Raw genomic sequence first — 24,844 nt, forward strand, 5'->3', positions numbered from 1 at the left:
GGGAGCCGGCTGCGCCGGCGATCCCGCGGCAGCGGGCAAGCTTGCCGCGAGCACCCATCGCCGCTGAAGCGGCTCCCACAATAAGGCCGCGGCGTAGGAAATTGCCGCCCGATCTCCGGCGGCGCGGCCGGCCGTTCGGGCGCTACCCTACCGCCCATGCTCTTCGATCTCCCCGACCACGACACCCTCTACCGCGCGCTCCTGGACCGCGATCCCGCGTACGACGGCCATGTATACGTCGGCGTGACCAGCACCGGCGTGTTCTGCCGGCTGACCTGCCCCGCGCGCAAGCCCAGGCTGGAGAACACCCGCTTCTTCGATTCCGTCGCGGGCTGTTTCGAGGCCGGTTTCCGGCCATGCCTGCGCTGCCGGCCGCTTGATCCCCTAGGCGAGCGCGAGCCGATGGTCTCCGCACTGCTGCGCCATCTCGAGGACGAGCCGGAGCGGATATGGTCGGAAGACGACCTGGTGCGCCTCGGCTATGACCCTTCCACGGTGCGGCGCTCCTTCAAGCGTCACCTAGGCCTTACCTTCCTCGACATGGCCCGGTTGCGCCGCGCCGGCCGTGGCATGGACCGGTTGGCGGCCGGCGCCAGCGTCATCGACGCGCAGCAGGCGGCGGGCTACGCGTCGGGTAGCGGCTTCCGCGAAGCGATCGCCAGACTGCTGGGCGACTGTCCGGCCGAACTGCGCGGCCGTGAATGGCTGAAGGCCGACTGGATCGAGACGCCGATCGGCAGCATGCTCGCGGTGGCCGACGCACGATCGCTGCACCTGCTCGAATTCTTCGACCGCGCCGCCTTGCCGAACGAACTGAAACGCCTGCGCGCGGCCACGCGTTCCACGGTTACGTTCGGCCGCACGGCCGCCATCGAGCGGATCGAAGCGGAACTGCGCGAGTACTTCGCGGGCACGCGACACTCGTTCGAGACACCTTTGACGATGCATGGTTCGCCCTTCACCCGCGCGGTGTGGGACGAACTGATGGCGATCCCGCCCGGCACCACGCGGAGCTATTCGGAGATTGCCGCGTCCGCGGGAAGGCACACGGCGGTGCGCGCGGTGGCTAGGGCAAACGGCGCAAACCAGATCGCCATCGTGATTCCGTGCCACCGGGTGATCGGTGCCGACGGCTCGCTGACGGGCTACGGCGGCGGGCTGTGGCGGAAGGACTGGCTGCTGCGGCATGAGCGCAAGTTCGCGGGCTTGCCGTAGCTGGCCCGCTGCCGCGGGATCGCCGGCAGAGCCGGCTCCCACAGGCGGCGAGTCCAAGAGCACTCGGCGGGATATCTGCTGCCCTTGGAGCTGTCGGCTTTCTGTGGGAGCCGCTTCAGCGGCGATGGTGCTTGCCTCACCCCACCACAGGATACGGTCCGTGCTCGAACACGGTGTCGTGGTACCCCTTCACACCCACCGCGCGCGCCATCTCGCTGCGGAAATCTTCGCCGCGGCGCAGGCACTCAAGCACGAACGCGAAATCGCGCTTCGGCTTCCACCCCAGGTCGCGCGTGGCGCGGCTGCTGTCGTAGACGCGATCCAGCGATGGCAGCAGCTTCCAGCCGCGCGTCGCGTACAGCGCGTCGACGTCGGGAAACAGGCGGCGAACCACGGCGGCAGCGTCACGACGCAGGGCCGTTGTGTCGTCGCGAGAAAAGGGCGTCGTTGCCGACACGATATACCGGCCGAACTTCAGCGCGGGGGCCCGTTCGAGGGCCAGCAGGTGCGCCTGCACGATGTCGTCGATATCGGCACGGCGATAGAGCAACTCGTTGGCCTGCATGTTGGCCGTGTCGAACGCGGAGCGCACGTGCGCGTTGTCGTCGTCCTCGGGAAAGAAGCGCGAGGTGCGCAGCACCAGCACAGGTAACCCCTCTTTCCGGGCAACCAGTTCGCACATGCCTTCCGCGGCGATCTTCGTCGCGCCGTAGATGTTCTTCGGCACCGGCACCACGTCTTCGTCGATCCATGCCGCCGGCTCGCCGGGCGCCGGCGACAGCGCCGCACCGAACGCACTGGTGGTGCTGGTGAAGACGAAGGAGCGCACCCCATGCGCCACCGCTGCCTCCAGCAGCGCCACGGTGCCGCCCACGTTGGTGTCGACGAATTCGCGCTTGGAATGCGTGGCCACGTGCGGCTTGTGCAGGGTGGCACTATGAATGACCTGCTCCACACCGGACAGCGCCTCGTGCACGAAGGCCTCGTCGTGAACGGAGCCGACGACATGCGTATGCGCAGACGGTTTAATGTCGAGGCCGCGCACGTCGCGGCCCTCGGCCTGCAGACGGCGCACCAGCGCCTCGCCCAGGTGGCCCGCACTACCGGTGACGAGGACGGCCACCGTGCCTTACCAGATGAGATCGTCGGGTACGACGAACTGCTTGTAGTAATCGTCCACTTCTTCCTCGGACTGCACGGCCGCGCCTTCCTTCCGGCCGTGATCCAGCACGATGGTTTCGGGGGACCTCGCGTGGATCTTGTCCGCCGGAAGTCGAGGGATGAGCTCGTAGCCGTCACCAAGACGCGCGATAGCCAGTGCGCCGGAAGCGAGCTGGCCGCGCAGGGATTCGTTCACGAAGATACTGGCGATCTTCTCGCCGTCCGGGAAGCGGTAGGCGATATCGCCTTCGCGCTTCACGCGAGTGGTCTCGACGATCTGGCGCACCTGTGCACGAATCTCCCGGGCACGGGCCTCGGCGTTGCGTTCCGCCGCCAGGGCGCGGTCGCGCTCGGCGCGCTCGGCCTGCAACCGGCGAGCGTCTACCTGCTCTTCCGCGGGCGCGGCGGGTGCCTTGCCCTGACGCTGCTTCGCCTGGTCGCGAACGATCTTGGCGGCCTTGTCCTTCTTCACGAGGCCGGCCTTGAGGAGCTGTTCTTGCAGGGGGTTGCGCATGGTGCGTACTTCGTTGCTTGCGAGTGCCTCGATTCTAGCGCCGAAGGCCCCTCAACGGATGCCCAGGGAACGAAGCTTCGCCACGAGGAGGGCCGCCATTCGCCTCGAGGGATAGCCTCTGGCATCCGCCGTATAGCGCATCAGGCCCACGGCCACGGTGGAGGCGCCGTCCACGGCCTCCACCCGCCAACGGAGCACGCCATGCGCCACGCCCGTGCCGGCATCTACGTTCAGGCGCAAAGGCACGATGACGAGCCGGTGCGTGACGCCGGCCATCGATTCCTCCGGCCGCTGGGCCTCAAGCAACTCTCTCTCCGGCAACACACTGCTGCGACGCATGCCCTCGCCGTCGGCCACGCGCACGTCGATGGCCAACGCATGACGGCGCACGGATTCGTCCACGTCGGTGACGACGGTATCGATGTTGTTCGCCGCCAGATGCCTGGCAAGCTCGCCGTCCAGCCGCCGTGCGTCGCGATGCAGCCGTTCGGACCCCAAGGACTGCAGCGGTGCGAACGAATACAACGCCAGCTTGCGAACCACGACGTCGTCGCCCCCGTCGACGCGCTTGCCGACGTTTGCGACCGATGCGCAGCCCGTGACCGATGTGACAAGCCACACCAGTGCGATTCGCGGAAGCCACGCCGTGCGATGCCGAGACACGACCGCGCTCACATGAAGTCGACGAGGACCGTAACGGGCCTGCGGAAGCGACCGCCGCGCACGGTCGGCTTGCTTTCGCGCAGGCGCACGTTGAAAACGAAGTCCTCCCCCGTCGCCAGTGCGTTGAAGCGGACCTCTTCGCCCGGCTTGATGGTGTTCCGCCTGCTGTCGCCTATTTCAATGCCCACGTTCTCGGGCGCATCGCTACCGCGCAGCGAAAATAGTTCAGGCGTGTCCGAATCGGCATCGGCGGCACTGCCGAAGGTGAAATGCGCGACCATGCCCACGGGTTCCAGGCAGTTCTCCACCGTGAGGCGGAATTCCTTCCACGGTGTGGCCCGCTCGGGCGTGGCGAAGTTCGCCACGCTGTAGTCGCCGATGTCGAACTCCTGGTTGATGCTGTCGCTGGTGATCGAGCAGGCCGGCCGCCGGAAGATCAGCTTGAAGATTTCCATCGAACGGAAGACGACGAGCCCGCCGCCGCGCTGGTCCACGTTCGACTGGGCGATGGCCCCGGCATCCACGTTGCCGAATTCCACCGGACCATTCATGCGGTAGATCTCGTAGCTGACCACGTCCTGGTCGCTGCGAATGGTGTCGCCTTCGTTGAATGTACGCGTGAATTCGTGGGGGAAGGTGCGTCGGATGCCACTTGCGCCTTCTTCAAGGAAGAGGCGGATACCGAACCCGGAGGGCTTGCCGCCGACCGTGAGCGGCAGCAGACCGTCGGGTGGATTGCCGGCCTGCCAGCGCCCCCGAAAAGTGGCGTCGCCAGCGCCGCAGGTGAGCAGCAGCTTGCCTTCGCCCGTGGCACGACCCTCGCGCACCATCGTGCCCACAGGTATGTCGTTGAACACGTCGACATACGTCGTCTGGCCGATCTGGTACGTAGCCAGGTTGTTCATGACGCATCCCGGCAACGCCGCCACCGGTGCGGCGTGCAGTGCGCCGTAGGCGATGGCGCCGCAAAGGGCATGGCGAAGGAATGGTTGTGTCCGTTGTTTCATGGTTACCTCTTTCCGTAAGGAGTGACGTCGACGACGGCATCGTGGGTCGGGAAGTGCTTATCGAGCCACGCGGTCCAGCGCATGGCACGGCGGACCAGGTCGGCGCGGTAGCGAGCGTTGATGTGTGGTGTGCGCGAGTGGTAGTTCGAGGCGCGGGTCCAGACGTCACCACTGTCGTTGCGGAGGTGGCCGCGTATGCGCCACGCGGCGAGCATGTACGGATAGCAGCCGGGCGCAGCCACATCCGCCGCCTTGATGCCGTATCGATCCAGTTCGCGCAGGTATGCCGTATTGAACTGCAGGGCGCCGATGTCGAACGTGCCGTTCTCGTTGCGCACCCACTGGCCTGGCTTGCCGGCCTCCTTCTCGGCGACAGCGATGAGGATGTTGGCGGGTACGTCGTAGGCCAGCGCGGCGCCTAGCGAGCAGGCGACCATCTCCTGGTGATGCGCCGGGACGTCTGGAAGGGTGTCCATCATGGCTGGTCCTCCTGCGGCCGTTCCCCGCCATCCACCGACGGCATGGGGGACGGGGCATGGTCCAGCTTTCGCAGCATACGATCTTGCTTGCGGCCGAGGGGTGGTATCTCACCGGACGCACCGGCGGTATCCGGCAGCACATGTGCGTCGATCGAAACCGGCGTCTCGACAGTCGCTCCCGGCATGACCACCTGCGCTTCCTCGACGGACCGAGTCGCTTTCATGTCGTCCTGGGCAATCGAAGTCGTGGGGGCTTCGACTGGCTCCCGCGGGGAATCGACCGTCGTCGGCGATGCGCGTCGGTCCACCAGGTCGGGCACGACCGGCGAGTCGGTTTCTCGGGTCGAGATCGACGCAACATCGACATTTGCCGCCGATGTGCGAGCCACTGCCGTGTCGGCCGGCGGACGGACAGGAGCGAACTGCATGTTCCGCATGTCTGGGTTGTGGATAACCGTATCCTGGGCACTCGCGTTGTGGACGCCTGCGATGTGGACAGGTGTGTCGAGCTCGATCGTGCCGTGCCCGCCGGCGTGATGGACCTCCACGGAACGGACGTCGTGATCGTGAATGTCCTGGCTGCGGGCTTGCGCGTCGTTAACCTCGGCATCCGGCAGTGGCGTCGTTGAATTCAGCGTGTGCCAGTCATGTGTCGCCGATGCGCCCGAGTGAACGGCGTGAAGCTCTGTATCGTGCAGGGCACTTTCCATCGTCGGCGACGTCGCATGTCGGACGTCGGACGTTTTAACTTTTCTGTCCGCGTGACCGGCGAACCATCGTGTATCGTCTGGGTGCCCCACTGCCGGCGCCGTGCCGGCATCCGGCATCGACCCTGGCCGCACTTCCGGCAATGACGATCCGTGCCATCCGGTGCCCCGTCCACTCCCCGGCGGCACGTCGCCGACGATGCCGGAGGCCTCCTCGCGGATCGTCGCAGACGTGTCGATGTGAGCTTCAATTGATGGCTCGGACGCCGATAGGGTTCGAGCACGGAGGTCTTCGACCGCTTGGCCGGAAGCGTCTTGATGACCGCTTACCGACGCACTGTGCTGTTGCTGGACGATCGCATCCTCGAGGTCCCGATCCACGGTCACAGTCCCTCTCTCGACGCCCGCGTCCACACTGCGACCGCTGTGGTTGCCGGTCACGCGAGGGCCCTGTGCTGCCGGGACAGAACCGGCGGCAGGACCCGTGGGCATCTCGTTCCCTGCCTCCCGATCGGGGCGCCCGGCATGGTAAGCATCGCGAGTACCCGAAGCCGATACCTCGGAGACGCCCGCCGCATCGGCCAACGGCTCGGTGACGGGTGCGGGCGCCGCGGCCCCGACGCTCACATTTCCAAAGACGCTACCGCCGCGTCCGCCGCGCACCGGATCGGGCGCACGCCGAACACCGAATGGATCGGCGCCCGAATGCACATGGAACGGATCGGCCATGCCGCCGGTCGCGGAGGCGGAGCGCTGCACGGCGTCCATGACCGATTCGGTGCGATGGCCCGGCGGACCGCTCGACGGACCCAACGGCGCACCGGAACCGCCTGCACCACCGCCGCCGTATGGGCGCGAGAAAGCCGTCGAGTAGGCAGAACTCCCCGCTGCGGCGATGGCCGTGCCTGCCGCGTTGGCCGACCCGGCATAGAGTCCGAGCGTCGAGCCCGTGACGAGCGTGTACAGCAGTTGCGGCACCTTGATCGCCAATGCCTGCATGAGGATCATCACGACGAGCATGAGGCCAAGGTAGTCGAACTTCGAATAATTCCTGCCGTTCGGCGAGAGGCCGAGTTCATCGATGAAACTGGCAGTGATGGCACCGATAAGGCTGAGCGCCAGCATGGCGATGCCCACCGCGACTACATGTTTGTAGTAATTGACGGCAATAGGCGACGTCCAGCGTGCTCCTCCGAACCCAAGGAGGAAGATGCCTGCGTAGCCGAGGATCCACGCCATCACCAGGGCTATCAGGAACTGCGCCGCCATGACGGCGCCAATGCAGACAATCATTGTCACCATGGCGCCGACGATCAACCGATCGGCATCCTGTCCATCGGCCGTTTCGTTGATCACCATGAAGAACACATGCAGGCATCGTGCAAGGATGTCGTTGGCGCTCTTCCTGAAGGATTCGTCCGACGCCTGGTCGTTGACCATGCCCAGGAACGACATCACGATGTCCTGGACAAACCCCTGACCGCCCTGGCGAGAGCTGGCGTTGACGAGAACCCAGTAAAAGAGTCCCGTGACAATGATGAAGCGCAGCAGTTCCATCAGCAGTTCGCCGATATCCTGCCTGACGATGAGCATGCCCATGGTCCAGACGAGGCTGATGAGCGCCAACGACCAGAAAAGGGATTTCGCGGCTTCGAGGATCGTGTCGCTGATCTGACTCGCCTCGAAGAGCTGCATGATATCGCCCACCACCGTTTCCGGACCGAAGGACACGGCAGCCGCAGCCGGCATGGCGAACAGGCCGACGGCAGCAATGAATAGCCAGCGCCCGATTGACGAGAAATACATGGGGTTCTTCTGCGATAAGGACGACAGTGGGCGGTGCGAGGCGCATCCGCCCACCGGTGGGGTCAGTAACTGACTGGCTTGGCCTTGGTGCGCTCCATCGCATCGGCAAGACCGGCGCGCAACTGCTTGCCGACCGCAACGGCACGAGCTTCCCGATCCGCCTTCGCCTGGAGCTCGGCGACACGCGCCGTTTCTGCCACAAGCATCATGGAGCGCAGTTTTGCGAGCTGGTTGATCTGGGCCGCCGAGAGCGCATTTGCCACCTGCATCTGGTTGCCGTGGCCCTTGACGGTCTTGGTCAGCTCGGCCAAATCCTTCATGGCTTTTGCCTCCGAATCCAGTGCAAGCTCGTCCGCCGATATCGCTTCGACAAGTGCCGTGTTCGCCGCCTTGCGTGCACGGGAGGATTCGCTGGTGGAGGGATCGCCGAACCTGCCCATCGCTTGCTCTGTGTAGTCGTCGACAGTCTGGTAGTGCGCCGTATACTCGGCCGTCGACTGCCCGTCCTTTACGTCGTCCAGCTTTTGCTTGACCTCGAAGGGGATGGGAATGATTTCGTTGTCCGTGTCCTTGTTGATGATCCAGGTGAAATCGTTATCTATCTCGGTATTGAATTCGATGCTCTTGTCGATATTGACGGTGTGATGGATGACCGTCCCCTTGTTTTTACTACTTAGCTGGTGGTTTATCTTCTTGAGTTGCCACAATTGAAAGCCGTTCAAAAGCGCTGATGCCGTATTGACCGCTGCGTTCTCGATGTTTGCAGCGGCGTTTGCCTCATTGGCCAAGGTGTTTGCTGTGTTCATCGCCAGGTTTGCGGCATCGATGACCGGCAAACCGTAGCCGACACCGGCATGCGAGGTCGTCGTCAGCCCTATAGCCATGGCCGTCGCCAATGGCATGATCTTCTTTCTCACGTTTTTCATGGTAGGCACCTCATTGCATCCTGCGGAAAATATCTCGGTACTTCAGTAGTCGAACGGCGTATATGGCTTTTCGAAGGCGAGGTCCTTTACGACCATCACGTTGAACCGGTACCCCGGCCTGATTTCCAGAGTCGGAGCGACGTTCATGTTCTGCTCGATCATCTTCGTAGCTACCTCACCGATTTGCTGTGCAAGGCTCTGGCTCAACTTCGCCTGGTTGGACGAGCCGAACGGATCGTTGCCAGGGTTGATGCGCGATGACGTAAGACCGGATGTAATCGCAGACATCAACATCGCTGAGCCGAACAAACGCGCGTAATGTCGATCCACTTTGTCACCGAAGCCGGCGTAACCCGCCGCGTCTGCGCCTTCCATCGCCCCTATATCCAACGCCTTGCCATCGGGAAACACGATGCGCTGCCAGGCAACGAGAAGGCGTGATTGCCCCATCAGCACGTGGTGGTCGTAACGGCCGACCAACTTGGAGCCTTGCGGTATGACCCGATGGCGGCCGGTGGGCGTATCGAAGACGTCCTGACTCACCTGGGCGACGATCTGCCCCGGAATCTCGGAATTGATGCCCGAGATCATGGTCGCGGGGATCACCGCGCCGGTGCGGACTTCATAGGCCGTGCGCGGCGCTTCGACATCCGAGCCAAGAAGCCAGCGGTCACGGCGGCCAGCCTGCGGTTTGCGATCGAACTTTGAATAGTCGCCGTCGGCCACAAGAGGTGGCTGCTGGCCCTGCCCGAAACCGGGCATGACGACCGGCTTGCCAAGCTCGGCCTGCAAGTCCGGCTCCTTTGGCGCTTCGGGCTCGAACGAGACGTTGGCCTCCGTCTTCGCCACGGCGGTCTTGGCGTGCATGGCCGTCTGGAACAGCTTCATGCGCTCTTTCGCCATCGCGTCGTCGTCTTTCGTGGACGCAGGGTGCGGCACGCTTGGCAGCGGCGGCAAATCAGGGTCCTCCACCCGCGCTACCGGGAACGACGGCACACGTTCCTCGTCAGGATCGGGAATGATGCCTCCCGCACCGCTGTTCGCGAGCATCTGTTCGAGCAGTTGGCTGTTTTCAGGAAGCGGGCCGCTCGCCGGCGCCGGATCGGCCACCTTCTTTTCACCGCGTTGGGCGGCCACCAAGGCAACCAGGATCACGAACACCACAAGGACCCCGCCAATGATGAGCAGCGGCATGTTGTTCACGCGTCGCACGCCCGTGGGCGTATCGCCTACCTGCGCGGCTGCTTCGGGGTCTGGGGCACTGCCTTCATTGCCGGTTCGTTGTCGTTCCATGGCGCTCACTCCTGCCGCGTCCACTCGCCACCGGGATATGCGGTAGCGCCGTCCAGCACCCACAGACGGGAGAGAACGGTCTTGTCGACGGTGGTCACCACGCGGTACATGCGCCCTTCCAGCGGATCGACGCGGCTGTCGAAGCGCTCGCCGCTGCCGCCTTCCCTCACGGTGAAGCCCTTGGCACGCAAGGCTGCCAGCAGAGCCGTATCGAAGGCGCCGGACATCGGCTGGACCGGAACCAGCACGGTCCCGGTGGGCTCGTAGATATCGCTCAAGCCGGCTACGACGTCGGCGACCACCTCCCGGCGCAGCGGATCGACGTCGGCGGCTGACACCGGCTTCCGAGTCGGCACCGGGGTGCACCCGGCCACAGCCAGGACCATGGCGCCGACGATCAGGCGCGCGCCGCTCACCGGCGCCTCTCTATGGTGATCTTGCGCTGACCCACCCCGACGCCGGCGACAAGCACAGCCTTCTCGAACAGCGTGTCGACGATGTATCGGCCGCCCTGGACACGATAGTTCACCATCACCTGGTCGTCCTTCTTGAAGGCGCTGCCGCTGTCGCGCACGACAAGGAGCGTCGGAGCCTCCCCTTGCGAGAATGTGGAAGGCATCTCGATGATCGTCTTCACGCCATCGTTGTAGACCCGGGTCGGCTTGAAGGGCGCGTTGCCACTCACCCGGTAGGCGAAGTCGAGGTTTCCAAGGTACTCGTTCGCGGTGCCGCCAGAAGTTTCCCTGCGCGTCTGCGAAGCGACGGTTCTCTTCTTCATCGCAGCCCACTTTTGCTCAGCGGACTCCGGGTAGGAGAACGCAACGCGAGGCATGTACTCGGTGCGATGCGAGCGAAGCCGAAGGTGGTACGTGCGACGGTTGGTCGTGACCATCAGCGACGTCTCCAGGCCCACGTCGAGCGGCTTGATGACGAGATGCTGCACGGCGTCGTCCCCCGCCCCAGATAGCGCGGGCTCCACCAGCCAGCGCACGGCGTCGCCCAGGTTCACGGAACTCACCTGCTCGCCGGGTTCCAGTTCGACGTCGCACACCTGCAGGACGGCACAGACGATGCTCGGCTGCGACTGCCCGTACAGGAAGCGGATGGTGCCGTCAGGGCCCGGCACCGGCTTTACCGAGGCAGCGGTACTGGCAATCCACTTCCGCGAGATGTCGAGTCCCGCCTTCTCCTGCGCGGTGAGCTTGGGGTTCTCGGTCGAAAAGAACTGGTTTGCCAGTTCCGTCTCCGTGGTGGCCGCTGACGTGCCTGCCACGAGCATCGCCGCGGTGACTATGAGGGCTGTTTTCATCGTTTCTGCTCTGTCAGAACTGCTTGGACCAGGAGTAGTCGGAGACGTAAACGCCCATGGGGTTCAGGCGGATCTGGTCTTCGGTGATGTCGGGCGGCATGGGCTGGCTGCTCACATTGAGGAGCGCGCGCATGCGGTACGGTTTGCCCATGATTTCGCCCTTGCGTGTGCGCTGCGTTTCGATCCAGTCCACTTGCCAGGTGGCCGCCGTCTGCGGTATGGCGGACACGATCTCCACGTTCACCGTCTGTTTTTCGGCCCGCTTGAATGGATTGGTTTCCGGGGAGCCGTTGAGGTACGCGGTCATCTTGCGTGTGGCATTGCTGCCCGACGGCATCAGTGCATACACCTTGAAGATGGCGCGCCGCTGCATGGCGATGTCCGGCGTCACGGTTCGAGCGTTGACGATGAACTCGGCGACGGATGCGCGAACGATGCGCTGGTCCACTTTCTCCGCTTGTTTGGCAGGGGCCACCGCCATGGCTTCGCCCAGCTTGTTCACCTCCACGACGTAAGGTACGAACTTCGACTGGCTGCCGATGTAGATCACGCCGCCCACCGCGGCCAGCGCGACCAGCATGCTGATGAGTGCCATGGCCTGCCACAGCGTGCGCGACGCGATGAGGCTGCCCACGTGTGAATTCCATGTGCGCCGTGCGTTGAGGTAGGGATGGGCCACCCCCTGCGGAGCGGACAACAGCGGTCCGATCGGGCGATGCTTCTTCTTCGTCTTCATGGTCAGGTTCCGTAATCCGCGAGGCGCAGGCCCTTCAGCTGCAACCAGTCGTGCACCCACGCGTCGCCGTAGCGCGCCTCGAGCGTGCGGATGGTGGCGATGGATTCCTTGTCGGTGCTACCGATGAAGGCCAGCGCGAGGGGGCCGAGCGCGAGGTCGTAGAGCCGGCGCCCCTTGTCCGACACGTAGTAGTAATGGCGCTTCTGCACGGCAGTGGCCAGGATCTCGATCTGCCGCGTATTGAGGCCCATGCGTCGATACAGAGCCGACGCGTCGTCGTCGCGTGCGAAAGGGTTGGGCAGGAAGATCTTCGTCGCGGTGGACTCGACGATCACATCGAGGATCCCCGAGTTGGCGGCGTCGGAAAGGCTCTGCGTCGCCATCACCACCAGGCAGTTCGACTTCCGCAGCACCTTGAGCCACTCGCGTATCTTTGCCCGAAAAACGGGGTGCCCCAACATCAGCCACGCCTCGTCAAGGATGATCGCGGCAGGTTGCCCCTTCAGGGAGGTCTCGATTCGGCGGAACAGGTACAGGAGTACCGGCAGCACATATTTGTCGCCTAGATTCAGCAGGTCCTCGATCTCGAACACAGCGAAGTCAGACAGGCGAAGGCCGTCCACGGACGCGTCCAGCAGGTGGCCCATGGTGCCATCCGCCGTGTAAACCTTCAGTGCCTCACGTATCGATTCGTCCTGGATCATGAGGACGAACTCGGACAATGTGGTGGCACCAGAGAGGTGCATGGACTGGATGGCGTTGGCGATCTCGTTGCGCTGTGACGGCGTGGTCTGCACGCCGTTGAGCGCCAGCATCGCGTCGATCCACTCCTGTGCCCATCCGCGGTCGGATTTGCCTTCGAGGAACTGCAGCGGGCAGAACGCGAGCGTGTCGTCATCGCCCGCCACATCGAAGTGCAGGCCGCCGCAGGCCCTCACCAGGGGATAAAGCGACCGGCCCTTGTCGAAGCAGAAAAGCGACATGCCCTTGTAGCGTCGAAGCTGGGCCGCCAGGAGACCCAGGTGCGTGGACTTGCCGGCGCCGGTAGGTCCGAAGATGAAGGTATGGCCCAGGTCATTCACGTGCAGGTTCAGCCGGAACGGCGTGGCACCCTGCGTCACGCACTGCATGAGCGGTGGCGAGTTCGGCGGATACATGGGGCACGGCGCTTCCGCCTCGCCCGTCCATATCGTGGAACTCGGCAGCAGGTCGGCCAGGTTGAGCGTGTTGATCTGTGGCCGGCGCACATTCTCCACGCCATGCCCGGGGAAACTACCGAGCAAGGCGTCCATGGTGTTGATCGTCTCCACACGCGCGGCAAAGCCACGGGCATTGATCGCCTTTTCAATCTGCCGGACCGAACGGTCCAAGCGGGCACGATCCTCGTCCGAAACCACCACCACGCTCGTGTAGTAACCCTGTGCCACGAGCCCGCTGTTGATCTCTGCGATCGCGGCTTCGGCGTCCTGCATCATGGACAGTGCGTCATAGTTCACCGCGCCTGTGTTCGTCTGGAAGATCTGGTCGAAGAAGCCGCGCACCTTCTGCCGCCACTTCTTGCGGAACTTCTCCATCTGCCGCAGCGCTTCGTGCGGGTCCATGAAAATGAACCGGTTGGACCACCGGTACGCACTGGGCAGCTCGGCCAGCGAGGCAAGAATGCCGGGGTACGACTCCATCGGAAAGCCTTCGATCGCCACCACCTGCACGAAACGCCGGCCGATGCGTGGTGCCACGCCCGCCCAGATTTCCTGGCCACCCACCAGCGCGTCGATATAGATCGGATTGTCGGGAAGCGCGATCGGGTGATCCAGCCCGGTCACGCAGAACTGCAACCAGCGGAGGAAATCGTCATGGGTAACCTTGCGGCCTTCCTCGGTGACGCTCGCCTGTCCTTTCAGGCGCTGCATGCGGAACACACTGGAGAGGCGGCTCTCGAAGCTGCGGCACTCGCGCTGGAAGTCGCCGATGAGGCTGTGCGTCTGCTCCGTGCTCCCCGCGACCTCGCTGTCGTCGTCGAACATCATTTCCACGAACTTCCGCTGCGCGATCTGCGGCGGGTAATAGGTGAGCGTCATCACGAGGTAACCCTCGTAAGTCGTGCCGAGGCTGTGAAACAGGCGGCGGCGTTCCTCGTCGATGGCCGCCGACACCGGATCGGGAAAGTGCGACGTGGCCGCCGGCGCGTACTCATGTGCCGGACGGCGCACGGCGTCCACGTGGAGCATCCAGCCGTTGCCCAGACGCGACAGCGCCTGGTTGACGCGCATGGACGCGGTTTCTCGCTGCTCGTCGGTGCTGCTTGCGGCATCCTCGCCCTCGAACATCCATGCAGCCATGAAGGCGCCGTTCTTGCACACGATGATGCCGTCATCCGCCACGGCCGCATAATTCAGAAGGTCGGCCACCGCCTGCCCGTGCGGCCGGCGGAAGTCGAGCTTCGGCTCGGCATCCAGGCGCCGGATGCGCACGAGCAGCAGGGCGACGAGGACGGCGGTCACGACCGCCATCCCCGCGATGATCCAGAGCATCATCGGTACTGCCGCTCCTCGGCCGGACCGTTCGTGCGGAAGGGCGTGGAGCGCGGCGCGTAGTAGCTCTTGTAGCGACGCTGGCGAAGGTAGACGAAGCGCATCTTGGGATCGGCTTTGGCCATGATCCGAAAGACATGGAGAGCAACGACCCACATCGTGCCACCGAAGATGGCGGCTTTGATTTCCTGCGCGGTAAAGATCAGCGCCCCGGCCAGCAGGCCCGTGAACATCACAAGTTCTCTGTCGCCGCCAAGAAAAAGGTTATCGCGGTTACCCGCACGCCGCACCGGCACAGTTCGAATTGCCATTTACGCGCGTCCGGAGCTGTTTGTCGCAGTGATGGCCGCCGCCACTGACCTCGAGGCTGGCTTGAAAATCTCAATGATGTTGCTGGCCTGGACGATCACTGCTACGACCAAGACGATGAACACCATGGTCCGCATGAACCCGCTTATTTCGCCGCCGAAGATCAGCATGGCACCGCATCCGACGATACCGGCCAAGGAGATCACCGTAGGAACAGGTCCCTTGAATGATTCTTCCAGCAGGTCGAGACCGGATTCATACGGGAGACCCGCTTCAAGCGCGAGTGCGACGGCTGGAAAGACAAGCAGGGCCACGAGAGGAAGAAGCCTCCATGCAGCCATGGCCAGTCGTTTACGGGTTTGGTTGTTCATGACGTCATTCATCCTCTAGAGATTTCGCAACACATAACGCCCATCCTCGTACCCCTCGACGGCTACGATTTCCTGGACGCGACGGCCGCTGGGGGTACGCGTGATGTGGACGAGCAGGTGCACCGCTTCGGCGATCAGCGGCTCGATGGGGCGCGGTGCGTCGCGGTGCATGCTGATGAGCATCGCCAGGCGGGAGAGGCCGGCGCGCGCGTCGTTCGCGTGCAGCGTCGCGGCACCGCCTTCATGGCCGGTGTTCCATGCCATGAGCAGATCCAGCGCTTCAGGTCCGCGCACTTCACCCACCAGAATGCGGTCCGGGCGCATGCGCAGGGACGTGCGCAGGAGCTGAGTCATTCCCACGTCGAACGACGTGCGGTACTGGACGAAGTTGTCCGCGGCGCACTGGATTTCGCCGGTGTCCTCGATGATGAAGACCCGCTCGTTGGCGTCGGCCTCCACCATCTCGCGAATGATGGCGTTGATCAGCGTGGTCTTTCCCGATCCGGTGCCGCCGGTGACGAGGATGTTCCGGTGCGCCTGGATGGCGTTAAGCAGTACACGGCGGTGGGCCTCACTCATCGTTCCGCCCGCCACGTAGTCGGCGAGCCCGAAGATGGCGACGGCCTTCTTGCGCAGGGCGAACGTGGGGCCGCTGACGATCGGCGGCAGCTGAGCCGCGAAGCGCGAGCCGTCCAGGGGAAATTCCGACTCCAGAACGGGGTTGGCGCGCGTGATCTCCTTTCCGTAATACCCGGCCGTGGTCTTGATCACGGCCTCGGACTGGCTCGGCCGCATCGTGCCAATGCAGCGCATGCCTTCGCCCAGCCGCTCCTGCCATAAACGGTTGTCGGCATTCAGCATGATTTCCACGGTGGTGGGATCGTTGAATGCGTTCATGAAGGTGTCGCCGAGATCGCGCATGAGCTTTTCACGCGCGCGCTCTCTCACGACCGCGGTGTGCCCGCCGGTTTGTCCGGAATCCATAGTTGGTTCGTTTTTCGTGTGGCGGCGACGCGACCCTCATGGTCGCTATCGTTGCCGGATGCCGGCGGGCGCCTCCGCGGCCCGCAATGCTGCGTGCTTCTTCAGGCGGCCTTTTTCATGGCGGGTCCTTCTGCGACGGGCGAGCATGGGGTCGACAGCGACCGGTGCAGACCCTGCGTTTCCAGTTCGTCGATCGTCGCGGGGATGACAATGTGACAGCTTTCGCCCTCGCCATCGCCCCAGCTGACGGTCAAGTGCGCGCCGGCGAGTGCGCCGCGTGCAAATATCTTGCTGCCCTGGCCAACCACGCCCACCGTCTGCCCGTCGGCGTCGAGGACGGAAGCACCGAATGGAAGGGGTTTGCCGTCCTGGCGTATGGCCTGAATCAGCATGGCCTGCGCCACCGATGTACGGTAATCCAGGCGGGCGAACGCACCCGCACGCGGTGCCGTCGACTCGCTGGTGCTTTCCAGTTCCACGTCGTGCGACGACCCGCGGGGGTCGATCGATACGGTGTTGAGCTGGTATGGCATCAGGCCGCGGACCACGGCGTTGCCACGGCTGTCGAGGCGAACGCCTGCGTGGCTTTCGATGCGTGCCCCGGCCGCGCCGGGTGCATGCACGATGGCATTGGTTTCCCCGAGTTCCTGGGCAAGCGTGACGCCGTCGCGATGGGCGACGATGGCGCCCGTGGCCGCCAGCGAATATTGCGTACTGCCGCGGCTGCCGCGACCCACGGCCGCGCGGTACGTGCCGGCATGTGTGCGGTAGGCAAGACTGGCGCTGCCGTTGTTCGAAGCGATGCTGCCATTCCCCTCCGACCGCGTGGCGGCGAGCGTGTAAAGGAGGTCGTCGTTGCCGGCCAGCCTGCCGTTCAGGCGTGCCTGCAAGGCGCTGTTGCCGCTGTCGTTCCGGCTGTACGAGATACCTGCCGAGGGTGCGGCCGGTGTCGTCCCCAGGGGCATGGAGAAGGAGAGGTACACCGTGGTGTCCGTGACGGCCCGCTGCCCCTGCACGCCGGTACGCGCGAACACGTCGCCGATACGCGATCGCTGCACGGAGAGGTTGTACGACAGCGAGCGCCAGCTGTTGGCATAGCCTATGGTGTAATCGACGCTGCGCGATCTGCTTCGCCAATAGTCCACTACCGATCCGGTCAACGAAAGCTGACCGTTGCCCAGCGCCTGCCCAATATTGGCATCGAAGCGGCTTCGCTCACCGCCTAGCCCGTCCTCGGGCAAACCGCGACGCCGGCGGCTTCGGCGTGCCGCCGCATCCACCACGCCAAGGTAATCGCGCGTCGAGAAGCGCTGGGCGGCGACACCGAACGTCGTGCCGGTGGCCGCGACCGAGCGCGACCAACGCAGTCGCGTGCTTACCCCACGCAGGATACCGTCATGGCGGAATGCGGCCCGCGACCCGGTCACGTCGAACGCCACCGCACCGAAGGGGAGGTTGAACGCTGCACCCATGAGGCCCGAGGTGTAGCTGTTGGAGGCCGTTCCACCGAGGTAGAGCGTGGTGTGGTTGGTCACGCCGTACTGCAGTGTTCCCTGGGCGACGAACGGCGTTTCCGAAACGCTGTTTTCGTCCACCTGGCCCGCCCAGACACCGAACCGTGTCATGCCTTCGCGCAGCATCTGCGGCACGGAGGTGTAAGGAACAAGTAGTTGCTTCGTGCGGCCATCCGCTTCCGTGATGGTGACTTCCAGGTCGCTGCCATAGCCCGTGGGGTAGAGGTCGTCGATCTCAAAGGCACCGGGCGCCACGGTCGTGCTGTGGATCACGTAGCCGTTCTGGCGCACGGTTACCTGGGCGTTGCTTTCCGCCACGCCGCGGATGACAGGTGCATAGCCGCGCTGCGATGCCGGCAGCATGCGTGGATCGCTGACGATGCTGACCCCGCGCAGACGCACACTGTCGAGGATGTCGCCGCTCGTGTATGCCTCGCCGACCGTGAGCTGAGCCTTGGCGTCGGTGAGGTCGTGCTGCGCGTACACGAGCGTGTTACGCCAGCGGCTGTCGCCGTGGCCCAGCGACAGCGAGCCTGCGTGACGGAAGCGCCAGCCGCCGAGGTTGGCGCCCGCGTTGATGCCCACGAAGCTTTCCGTCGACCGCCGGCCGTCGCGACGCACCTGGAAGGTGTTGGCGTTGTAGTTGAGCATGGCCGCCTGCTCCCCCTGATCCCAGAATTCGGGACTGACGTAACCGCGTGCGCGAGAGACGAGGAAGGCCTGCGGGATGGTGATGCGAAGGATCTGCTCCGCATCGTCGAAGTCCATCGTCGCCCCGGGAACGTAGCTTGCGAGGTTGCCGCAAAAGGGCGTGTCGTCCAGGGGACGCACGGCTGCTTCGTCGGCCGTACGTGCCGCCAGTTTTTCCGTATCCAGGCCGAATCGAAGCAGCATGGTGCGATCGAGGCAAGGCTGTGCGCTCTCGCTGCCCGCCACCTGGCGGAACGCGATTTCCCGGTTGCCGGAAATCCGTTCGCCATTCACCTGCACATCGGGTCTGTAGATACCCGCCAGGGTGACATTGCCGCGCTCGAAGCGCGAGAGGTCCACCGCACCACCCGTGGAGTGAATGAAATCGGCATTGAAGGCAGCCTGTGGCGCCGATGGCTCGGGCGACGGATCGGGCAGCGCCGGACCGATGGCCACGGCTTCGGCCATGGCTGGCGCCAGCAGGGCAAGCGCCACGGCCAGCGGCCGCCGGACGAGCCGCGAACGAGGTCGTATTGGAGGGATCATGGACCTTCGACCGTCTTGCTGTGCGGCACGAAGCCGCCGTAATCGTTGATGCTCTTGTAGGCGACGCGCGTGTCCACGCCTGGCGTGACGGCCTGCGCCGGCTTCGCCGTCACCGTGCCGAGCGGCGGGACCGAGAACGGTTCCACCTCGATGCCGTTCACGCGCACTTCGTTGAGCGTGATGTGGTACGGGGTTGGATTGCTGATGGTGAGGTCGCCCCCCGCGGCGAGCCGCCACGCCAGCTTCTCGGGGGCCGCGTCGGCCGAACCGGCAAGGCCTGCGGGGCGATAGAACATCTTCAGGCGATAGCGGAAGGCGAGCTGGATCTTGTTCGTGTCGCTTGCCACCGGCTTCGGCGGCACCTCCAGCACATTCACCCAGAACAGCGATTCGCGATCCGCTGGAAGCGGTGCCCCCGTATAGGAGATGCGCAAGGTCTGCGACTTGCCGGCCTCCACGCGCGCGATCGGCGGCGTGAGGTTGAACGGCACGTCCACATGTTCAGGCGTGGCTTTCGCGTCGCCGTTATCGATCCAGGCCTGCGTGAGCGCCGGCAGCTTGCCGACATTGCTCACCTTGACCGTGATCTCCTTCGCGTCGGCGGTATAGACATAGCGCGTCGAGTTCATCACGACAGTGGCCTGCGCCGCGCCAGCGGCTGCCAGCGCGACGACGGCAACACAGGTCCCGCGCCCCGCTTTGCGGATCGTTCCTTGCATGGTTCGGATATTCCTTGGCGAGGGAGTTCGGCCGCCGGCATGCCGGCGGCCGATCTTTTGCTTACGGTGCCTCGTAGCGGATCGAGTACACGACCGAGCTGTTTGCGTCACCGGCGGTGATGTTGCCGGTGCGTTCGAAAGCCGCGGAGTGGGCGATCACGGCCTGATTGTCCGCAACCGTTTCCTTGATCACGTTCTGGTTCGGGCTCCAGACGTCGATGGGATCGCCGTTCTTGTTGAACAGACGGATCTGCACGCCCTGTGCGGCGCCGGTGGTGACAAGCGCGCCGGTCAGCGGGTCGACCGTGGAACCCGGCTCGAACGCGGCCCATACCTGGGTGCCGTTCGTGCAGGTCGCTTCGCCTGCCTTGCCCACGTAAATGCGGAAGCCGGTGGTGCCGGCGTGACTGCCCACGCTCGGGAAATCGCCGGCGTTTACGCCTTCGATGGGCACGGTGAAGTCGGGGTTACCCGTGCCGGGCTCGCCGCCGCTGACGGTGCAGGTGACATTGCTGATGGAACCGGTGAACGTGATCGTGCCGGTGGAAGCGAAGGCGGCCGGAGCCGCCAGCCCTGCGATGAGCAGGGCCGATGTGATTGCCTTGAGGTTCATCCGATTAACCTTGTTACGTTCTAGAGAAGCAACGACCCAGGGTGGGTCGTCGGCCGTAGGGAGGCACGGGGCCTTTCCCCGTGCTCACGCAGCCGAGTGCTCGTCTACGCGAGCGACAAGGATTTTGTCGGATTTGGCCTACAAGCCATATGGAAGATTGCTCAAAAATCGGACTTCCTTTCGGAAGTCCGAAGAGCCTCGCACTTTGTAAAACATGGGGCGCCGTTCTCATGACAGACCGGCACCCGCCGTGCTATCGCGCGCCCGCGATCTATTGTCCGATCTTGCGCAATGCCTTGCCGCTCATGAGATTGCGCTCGATCTGCTCGAGGCTCACGTTCTTCGTTTCCGGAACCAGCCAGAAGGTGACGACGATGAAAACGGCGTTCAGTCCGGCATAGAGCCAGAACGTGTTCGCATTGCCAAAGCCGCTCAGCAGGCTGAGGAAGGTGGCGCCCACCACCATGTTGGTGATCCAGTTGGTGAACGTGGAGCAGGCGATACCGAAGTCGCGGCCCTTGAGCGGCTGCACTTCCGCGCACAGCGTCCAGATCAGCGGACCGGCGGACATCGCGAAGCCCACGATGAAGAACAGCAGCATGCCGACGGTGAACAGCTGCTCGACGCGCGTGGCGATACCGAGCGACATCATGGTGCCGACGGCACCGAGGCCCACGGTCATCATGGCGAAACCGGCGTAGAGAATGGGCTTGCGGCCCCAGCGATCGACGAAGCCGAGGGCGATGAGCGTCGCCAGCATGTTGGTGAGGCCCACCACCGCGGTGAACACCATCTGGGCGTGGGTGTCGTAACCCATTTCCTTGAAGATGCGCGGTGCGTAGTACATCACCACGTTGATACCGGTGAATTGCTGCACCACCTGTAGAAGGACACCAAGTCCCACCGAACGACGGAAGTTCGGATTCTCGCGGAACATGCTCCAGCCGTGCTGGCGGGTCTTGAGCTGTTCGTCGATGTCGGCGATTTCGCGCCGCACCGTGTCCTCGTCGCCGCGCAGCTTGGTCAGCACCGTTTCCGCGTCGTGCCGCCGCCCCACCAGCAGCAGCCAGCGCGGGCTGTCCGGAAGGAAGAAGAGGCCGATGAGGAACAGCACGCCCGGTGCGGCGATGACGCCGAGCATCCAGCGCCAGTTGCCGCTGGCGCTGAAGGCCGTGTCGGAGAGGAAGGCAAGGAAGATGCCGGTGGTGATCATCAGCTGGTAGGTGGAGATCATCGCACCGCGAATCTTCTCCGGCGCCACTTCCGCAAGATAAAGCGGCGCGGTGAATGCCGCGATGCCGATGGCGAGGCCTAGCACGAAGCGCGCCACGATCAGAATGGTGGGCGTTCCCGCCACGGCGCAAAAGATCGAGCCGGCGACGAAGAGGACGCCGGCGAGAATGAGGGAGCGCTTGCGCCCCAGTGCGGCCGACATCCAGCCCGCGCCCACCGAACCAACGGCGGCGCCGCCCATCATCGCGCTGACGATCCACTCGATGACGTTGTCCGACACCTTGAACTCCGCCTGGATGAACTGCGTGGCGCCGGATATCACGCCGACGTCGAGTCCGAACATGAGGCCCGCGAGGGCGGCGAGGATACAGGTGGTGACGATGGCCGCCTTGGGGTGGGCGGCGTGGGTTTGCTGCGTGGCGGCATCCATCAACGGTTCCTTGCGTGGCAATCCCGGCATTGGATGCCGTGACATGTATGGAAGTTGTGTACGCGCCGCCCGGGCGGCACGCGTGTGCCCGGGGCGACCGCCCGGGGTGTCAAGGGACCGTCCGCTCAGTTGTCGCCGCCGCCCCCCTGCACCCACGGATCATAGCTGCCGAAGTACCAGAGGTGGCCCTCTGGATCGCGCGCCGAATAGCCGGCGCCGCCGTATTCCTTTTCCTCGTATGCATCGACGATGACGGCCCCCGCCTTGCGTGCACGCTCGTAATGGGCCCGAACGTCTTGCACGATCACACACGCGCACTGCGTTTCCCTCCCTCCGACCTCACCAGGCTGCACCATGTGCCGCCCGAAGGCCGTGTCCTCCCGCACTGAGCCCAGCATGATCATGCCGCCGCCGTATGTGAGCTGTGCATGGTCGACGATGCCTGGGTCGTCCGCATTCGTGTACACGGCCTGCCGTTCGAAGCCGAAGGCGTTGCAGAGGAAATCGATGGCCTGCAGGGCATGGGTGTAGCGGAGACACGGAATGATCGTGCTGTTCATGGCAGTTCCCTCCCGTTGGAAACCGTACGTTACGCCGGGAACGCACGCCGTGGATACCGTAGGTAGTGTGGGAGCCGCTTCAGCGGCGATGAGTGCTTGCGGTGACCTTGCCCGCTGCCGCGGGATCGCCGGCGAAGCCGGCTCCCACAGGTTTGACCTACTGACGTGCTTCGAGAACCAATGTTCTCGAATCGGTCCGACCCTGGTCGTCCACCACGCGCACGAGGAAGCGCCCCACGTGTTCCGGGGTCCACATGAGCGGCTGTCCATTCGGGACGCTGCCCAGGTACGCGTCGTCGACGAACCAGTAGAGCGTGCGCGACCCGGCGTCGGCCGTGGCGACAAAGGCGATGCGCTCGCTGCCCAGGCGCGACGTGCGGACCTGGTAGCTGCTGCCCTTCAGGGGCGACGTGATCCGGGGCGGATCGCCGGCCGGCTGCCCGCCACCCTGGCAGTCGGGCAGCACGGGCGGCGTGCGCCTCGGCATGCCGGCCTGGGCGAAGACACGCGCGAGGTCCGACGGCCAATACTCGTAAACGTCCACCCGCGTCCTCGCAGGATCGTACGGCGGGCACGCAGGCTTGCCGGTGGCGATGTCCACCACCACCGGACGGTGCACATTGCTCACACGGATGGGCGACTTACCAGGAATGAACCAGGTGCTTCCGACTTGCGGGCACCAGGCATTCGGCAGGTCGCCACTGGCGAGGCAGATAGGCACGCGCCTGAGGTTGGGTGGATTGCGCCGGACCGGCTCGGCCAGGCCGGGCCGCTCGGCGCGCAACGCATCCGCGATACGGAAGAACAGCGGTGCCGCCGCGTCGATGCCGACGAAGGCGGGATTGCCCGCACCATCGAAGTTGCCGATCCAGACCACGAGCACGTAGGGACCGAAGCTTCCGGCTGTCCATGCATCGCGGAAACTCCACGACGTGCCGGTCTTCCAATACACAGGCAGACGCGACGGTTGTGCCGGCAGCGCATCGTCGGGGCGCGGATTCTGCCGAAGCATGTCCATGACCATGAAGCTCGCTTCCTCGCTGAGCATGCGCGTACCGCGTGCCTTCGGCGCGTCCTGGAGAAGGCGAAGCGGCCGAAGCTCGCCGCGGTTGGCCAGCATGGCGTACAGCCGGGCCAGTTCCTGCATGGTCACTTCGCCACCGCCGAGCACGAGGGCCAGGCCGTAATGCTGTTCGCTGGCCATCCGCGAGATGCCGGCGTCGCGCAGGAACTGGTAGAGGTTCGGCGAGGCCAGCTTCGCCGCGATCTGCACGGCGGGGATGTTGCGGCTGCGCACCAGCGCCTGCGTGGCCGTGACCGGGCCGAGGAAGTGGCCGTCGAAGTTTTCCGGCGTATACGGGCCGAAGGCGGACGGCACATCGCGCAGCACGGTTTCCGGATGCAGCACCCCCTGATCGAAGCCCAGTGCGTAGATGAAGGGCTTCAACGTCGAGCCTGGCGAGCGCTTCGCCAGTGTGCCGTTCACCTGACCGAGGATGGAGGCGTCGAAGTAATCGGCCGAGCCGACCATGGCCTTGACGCCCATGTCTCGCGTGTCCACCAGGATCGCCGCCGCGTTTCGGATGCCACGATCGGCCCCACGCTCCACGTATTGCCTTACCTGTCTTTCCAGGCTGTGTTGCAGGCCCAGGTCGAGAGTCGTGGTAACGCGCATGTCGTCGCCGCCGTCGATGCGGCGCTCCGCCAGTACTTGCTCGACGAAGTGCGGTGCTTCGAACGGCAACCGGGACAACGGCCTGAGACGCAACGGGAGTTCGAAGAGAGGACGCGCGGCGGCATCTTCGGGATGCCGCGTTATCCAGCGGGCGAACAGGCGGTCGCGCGAGGTCTTCAGCGACGTGTCGATCACCGCCGCGCCGTCCATGCGCCCCGGTACGCCGCGGCCGGGCTCCTGCGGAATCACCGCAAGGGTAAGCGCCTCCGGCAGGCTGAGCCGCGACGGCGCCTTGCCGAAATACGCGAGGCTGGCGGCTCCAACCCCCTCCACGTTGCGACCGAAGGGCGCCGCATTGAGGTAGGCCTCCAGGATGTCGTGCTTGGAATAGAACAATTCCAGCTGCAACGCGCGGCCCACCTGCACGAGCTTGCCCCGGGGGCTGCGTGTGTCGAGGTGCCACATCAGCCGAGCCAGCTGCATCGTGATGGTCGATCCGCCCTGCGGATGGCGCCCGCGGACATAGGTCATCCAGGCACCGCGCAGGAGGCCCCAGGCGCTCACCCCGGGATGCCAGCGGAACCAGCGATCCTCATGCAGGAGCACCGCGTTCACCATCGCCGGCGACACATCTTCCAGGGGTACCCAGAGTCGATACTGCTGGTCGCTGGCGAGCGTGAGGCGCAGCAACCGCCCGTTCGCGTCGTAGACCGCCGTGGACGACGGGAACGACGCACGCAGCGGATCGTGCGGCCAGAGACGACATCCGACCAAGACACCGGCGACCAGCAGCACCGCCGCCAGCGCGTTGTGCCAGCGGGGAAGCCTGAATGGAAGGAATAACCTCATGCGA

Annotated in this window: 21 protein-coding genes and 1 pseudogene; 1 reads left to right on the top strand and 21 read right to left on the bottom strand. The window is 64.7% G+C overall.

The window, feature by feature from the left end; genetic code table 11:
• Positions 1 to 156: 156 nt before the first annotated feature.
• A complete protein-coding gene (locus FHS47_RS14065) occupies positions 157 to 1,215 on the top strand; it encodes a trifunctional transcriptional activator/DNA repair protein Ada/methylated-DNA--[protein]-cysteine S-methyltransferase (RefSeq protein ID WP_167029069.1) in 1,059 nt (352 codons plus the stop codon).
• Positions 1,216 to 1,351: 136 nt separating this feature from the next.
• Here the strand turns inward: FHS47_RS14065 and FHS47_RS14070 are convergent, their stop codons facing one another.
• From FHS47_RS14070 to pbpC, 21 genes and pseudogenes are all read right to left on the bottom strand, one after another.
• The gene (locus FHS47_RS14070) at positions 1,352 to 2,338 is read right to left on the bottom strand and encodes an NAD(P)-dependent oxidoreductase (protein ID WP_167029072.1); all 987 of its coding nucleotides are present in this window, start codon (positions 2,336 to 2,338) and stop codon (positions 1,352 to 1,354) included.
• A gap of 6 nt (positions 2,339 to 2,344) precedes the next feature.
• Positions 2,345 to 2,890: a DUF2058 domain-containing protein gene (locus tag FHS47_RS14075; protein WP_167029076.1), complete on the bottom strand. Its 546-nt coding sequence runs from the start codon at positions 2,888 to 2,890 to the stop codon at positions 2,345 to 2,347.
• Positions 2,891 to 2,941: 51 nt separating this feature from the next.
• Entirely contained in the window at positions 2,942 to 3,553 is a 612-nt protein-coding gene (locus FHS47_RS14080) for a hypothetical protein (RefSeq protein ID WP_167029079.1), read from the bottom strand.
• Between the two features lie 8 nt (positions 3,554 to 3,561).
• A complete protein-coding gene (locus FHS47_RS14085; RefSeq protein ID WP_167029081.1) occupies positions 3,562 to 4,560 on the bottom strand; it encodes a fimbrial protein in 999 nt (332 codons plus the stop codon).
• Positions 4,561 to 4,595: 35 nt separating this feature from the next.
• Positions 4,596 to 5,036 (bottom strand): annotated as a pseudogene (locus FHS47_RS14090) (hypothetical protein); the annotation flags it as partial.
• A complete protein-coding gene (gene trbL / locus FHS47_RS14095) occupies positions 5,036 to 7,552 on the bottom strand; it encodes a P-type conjugative transfer protein TrbL (protein WP_167029087.1) in 2,517 nt (838 codons plus the stop codon). The gene trbL and the pseudogene FHS47_RS14090, both read right to left, overlap by 1 nt.
• Positions 7,553 to 7,614: 62 nt before the next feature.
• Complete coding sequence (locus tag FHS47_RS14100) at positions 7,615 to 8,478, bottom strand: hypothetical protein (RefSeq protein WP_167029090.1); 864 nt, start codon at positions 8,476 to 8,478, stop codon at positions 7,615 to 7,617.
• Between the two features lie 42 nt (positions 8,479 to 8,520).
• Positions 8,521 to 9,771: a TrbI/VirB10 family protein gene (locus tag FHS47_RS14105; protein WP_167029093.1), complete on the bottom strand. Its 1,251-nt coding sequence runs from the start codon at positions 9,769 to 9,771 to the stop codon at positions 8,521 to 8,523.
• A gap of 5 nt (positions 9,772 to 9,776) precedes the next feature.
• Positions 9,777 to 10,187, bottom strand: a complete 411-nt coding sequence (locus FHS47_RS14110) for a hypothetical protein (RefSeq protein WP_167029096.1) — start codon at positions 10,185 to 10,187, stop codon at positions 9,777 to 9,779.
• Complete coding sequence (gene trbG / locus FHS47_RS14115; RefSeq protein ID WP_167029099.1) at positions 10,184 to 11,080, bottom strand: P-type conjugative transfer protein TrbG; 897 nt, start codon at positions 11,078 to 11,080, stop codon at positions 10,184 to 10,186. The genes FHS47_RS14110 and trbG overlap by 4 nt, the downstream gene beginning before the upstream one ends.
• A gap of 13 nt (positions 11,081 to 11,093) precedes the next feature.
• Entirely contained in the window at positions 11,094 to 11,816 is a 723-nt protein-coding gene (locus FHS47_RS14120) for a VirB8/TrbF family protein (protein ID WP_167029102.1), read from the bottom strand.
• 2 nt (positions 11,817 to 11,818) lie between these two features.
• Positions 11,819 to 14,350 carry a VirB4 family type IV secretion/conjugal transfer ATPase gene (locus FHS47_RS14125; protein WP_167029106.1) on the bottom strand — a complete coding sequence of 844 codons (2,532 nt, stop codon included), beginning with the start codon at positions 14,348 to 14,350 and terminating at the stop codon, positions 11,819 to 11,821.
• Complete coding sequence (locus FHS47_RS14130) at positions 14,347 to 14,658, bottom strand: conjugal transfer protein TrbD (protein WP_167029109.1); 312 nt, start codon at positions 14,656 to 14,658, stop codon at positions 14,347 to 14,349. The genes FHS47_RS14125 and FHS47_RS14130 overlap by 4 nt, the downstream gene beginning before the upstream one ends.
• On the bottom strand, positions 14,659 to 15,027 hold the full coding sequence (locus FHS47_RS14135; protein ID WP_167029112.1) for a TrbC/VirB2 family protein: 369 nt from the start codon (positions 15,025 to 15,027) through the stop codon (positions 14,659 to 14,661).
• A gap of 15 nt (positions 15,028 to 15,042) precedes the next feature.
• A complete protein-coding gene (trbB, locus tag FHS47_RS14140; protein ID WP_167029116.1) occupies positions 15,043 to 16,011 on the bottom strand; it encodes a P-type conjugative transfer ATPase TrbB in 969 nt (322 codons plus the stop codon).
• Between the two features lie 101 nt (positions 16,012 to 16,112).
• Positions 16,113 to 18,761: a fimbria/pilus outer membrane usher protein gene (locus FHS47_RS14145; RefSeq protein WP_167029119.1), complete on the bottom strand. Its 2,649-nt coding sequence runs from the start codon at positions 18,759 to 18,761 to the stop codon at positions 16,113 to 16,115.
• Entirely contained in the window at positions 18,758 to 19,480 is a 723-nt protein-coding gene (locus tag FHS47_RS14150; protein WP_167029122.1) for a fimbria/pilus periplasmic chaperone, read from the bottom strand. Before FHS47_RS14150 ends, FHS47_RS14145 begins: the two co-directional genes overlap by 4 nt.
• Positions 19,481 to 19,541: 61 nt before the next feature.
• Entirely contained in the window at positions 19,542 to 20,093 is a 552-nt protein-coding gene (locus FHS47_RS14155; RefSeq protein WP_167029125.1) for a fimbrial protein, read from the bottom strand.
• A 271-nt stretch (positions 20,094 to 20,364) separates the two neighbouring features.
• Entirely contained in the window at positions 20,365 to 21,756 is a 1,392-nt protein-coding gene (locus FHS47_RS14160; protein WP_167029128.1) for a sugar porter family MFS transporter, read from the bottom strand.
• A 125-nt stretch (positions 21,757 to 21,881) separates the two neighbouring features.
• A complete protein-coding gene (locus tag FHS47_RS14165; RefSeq protein WP_167029131.1) occupies positions 21,882 to 22,316 on the bottom strand; it encodes a VOC family protein in 435 nt (144 codons plus the stop codon).
• Positions 22,317 to 22,473: 157 nt separating this feature from the next.
• The gene (gene pbpC / locus FHS47_RS14170) at positions 22,474 to 24,840 is read right to left on the bottom strand and encodes a penicillin-binding protein 1C (protein WP_167029134.1); all 2,367 of its coding nucleotides are present in this window, start codon (positions 24,838 to 24,840) and stop codon (positions 22,474 to 22,476) included.
• Positions 24,841 to 24,844 lie beyond the last annotated feature (4 nt).

Source organism: Luteibacter sp. SG786, assembly GCF_011759605.1.
GTDB lineage: Bacteria > Pseudomonadota > Gammaproteobacteria > Xanthomonadales > Rhodanobacteraceae > Luteibacter.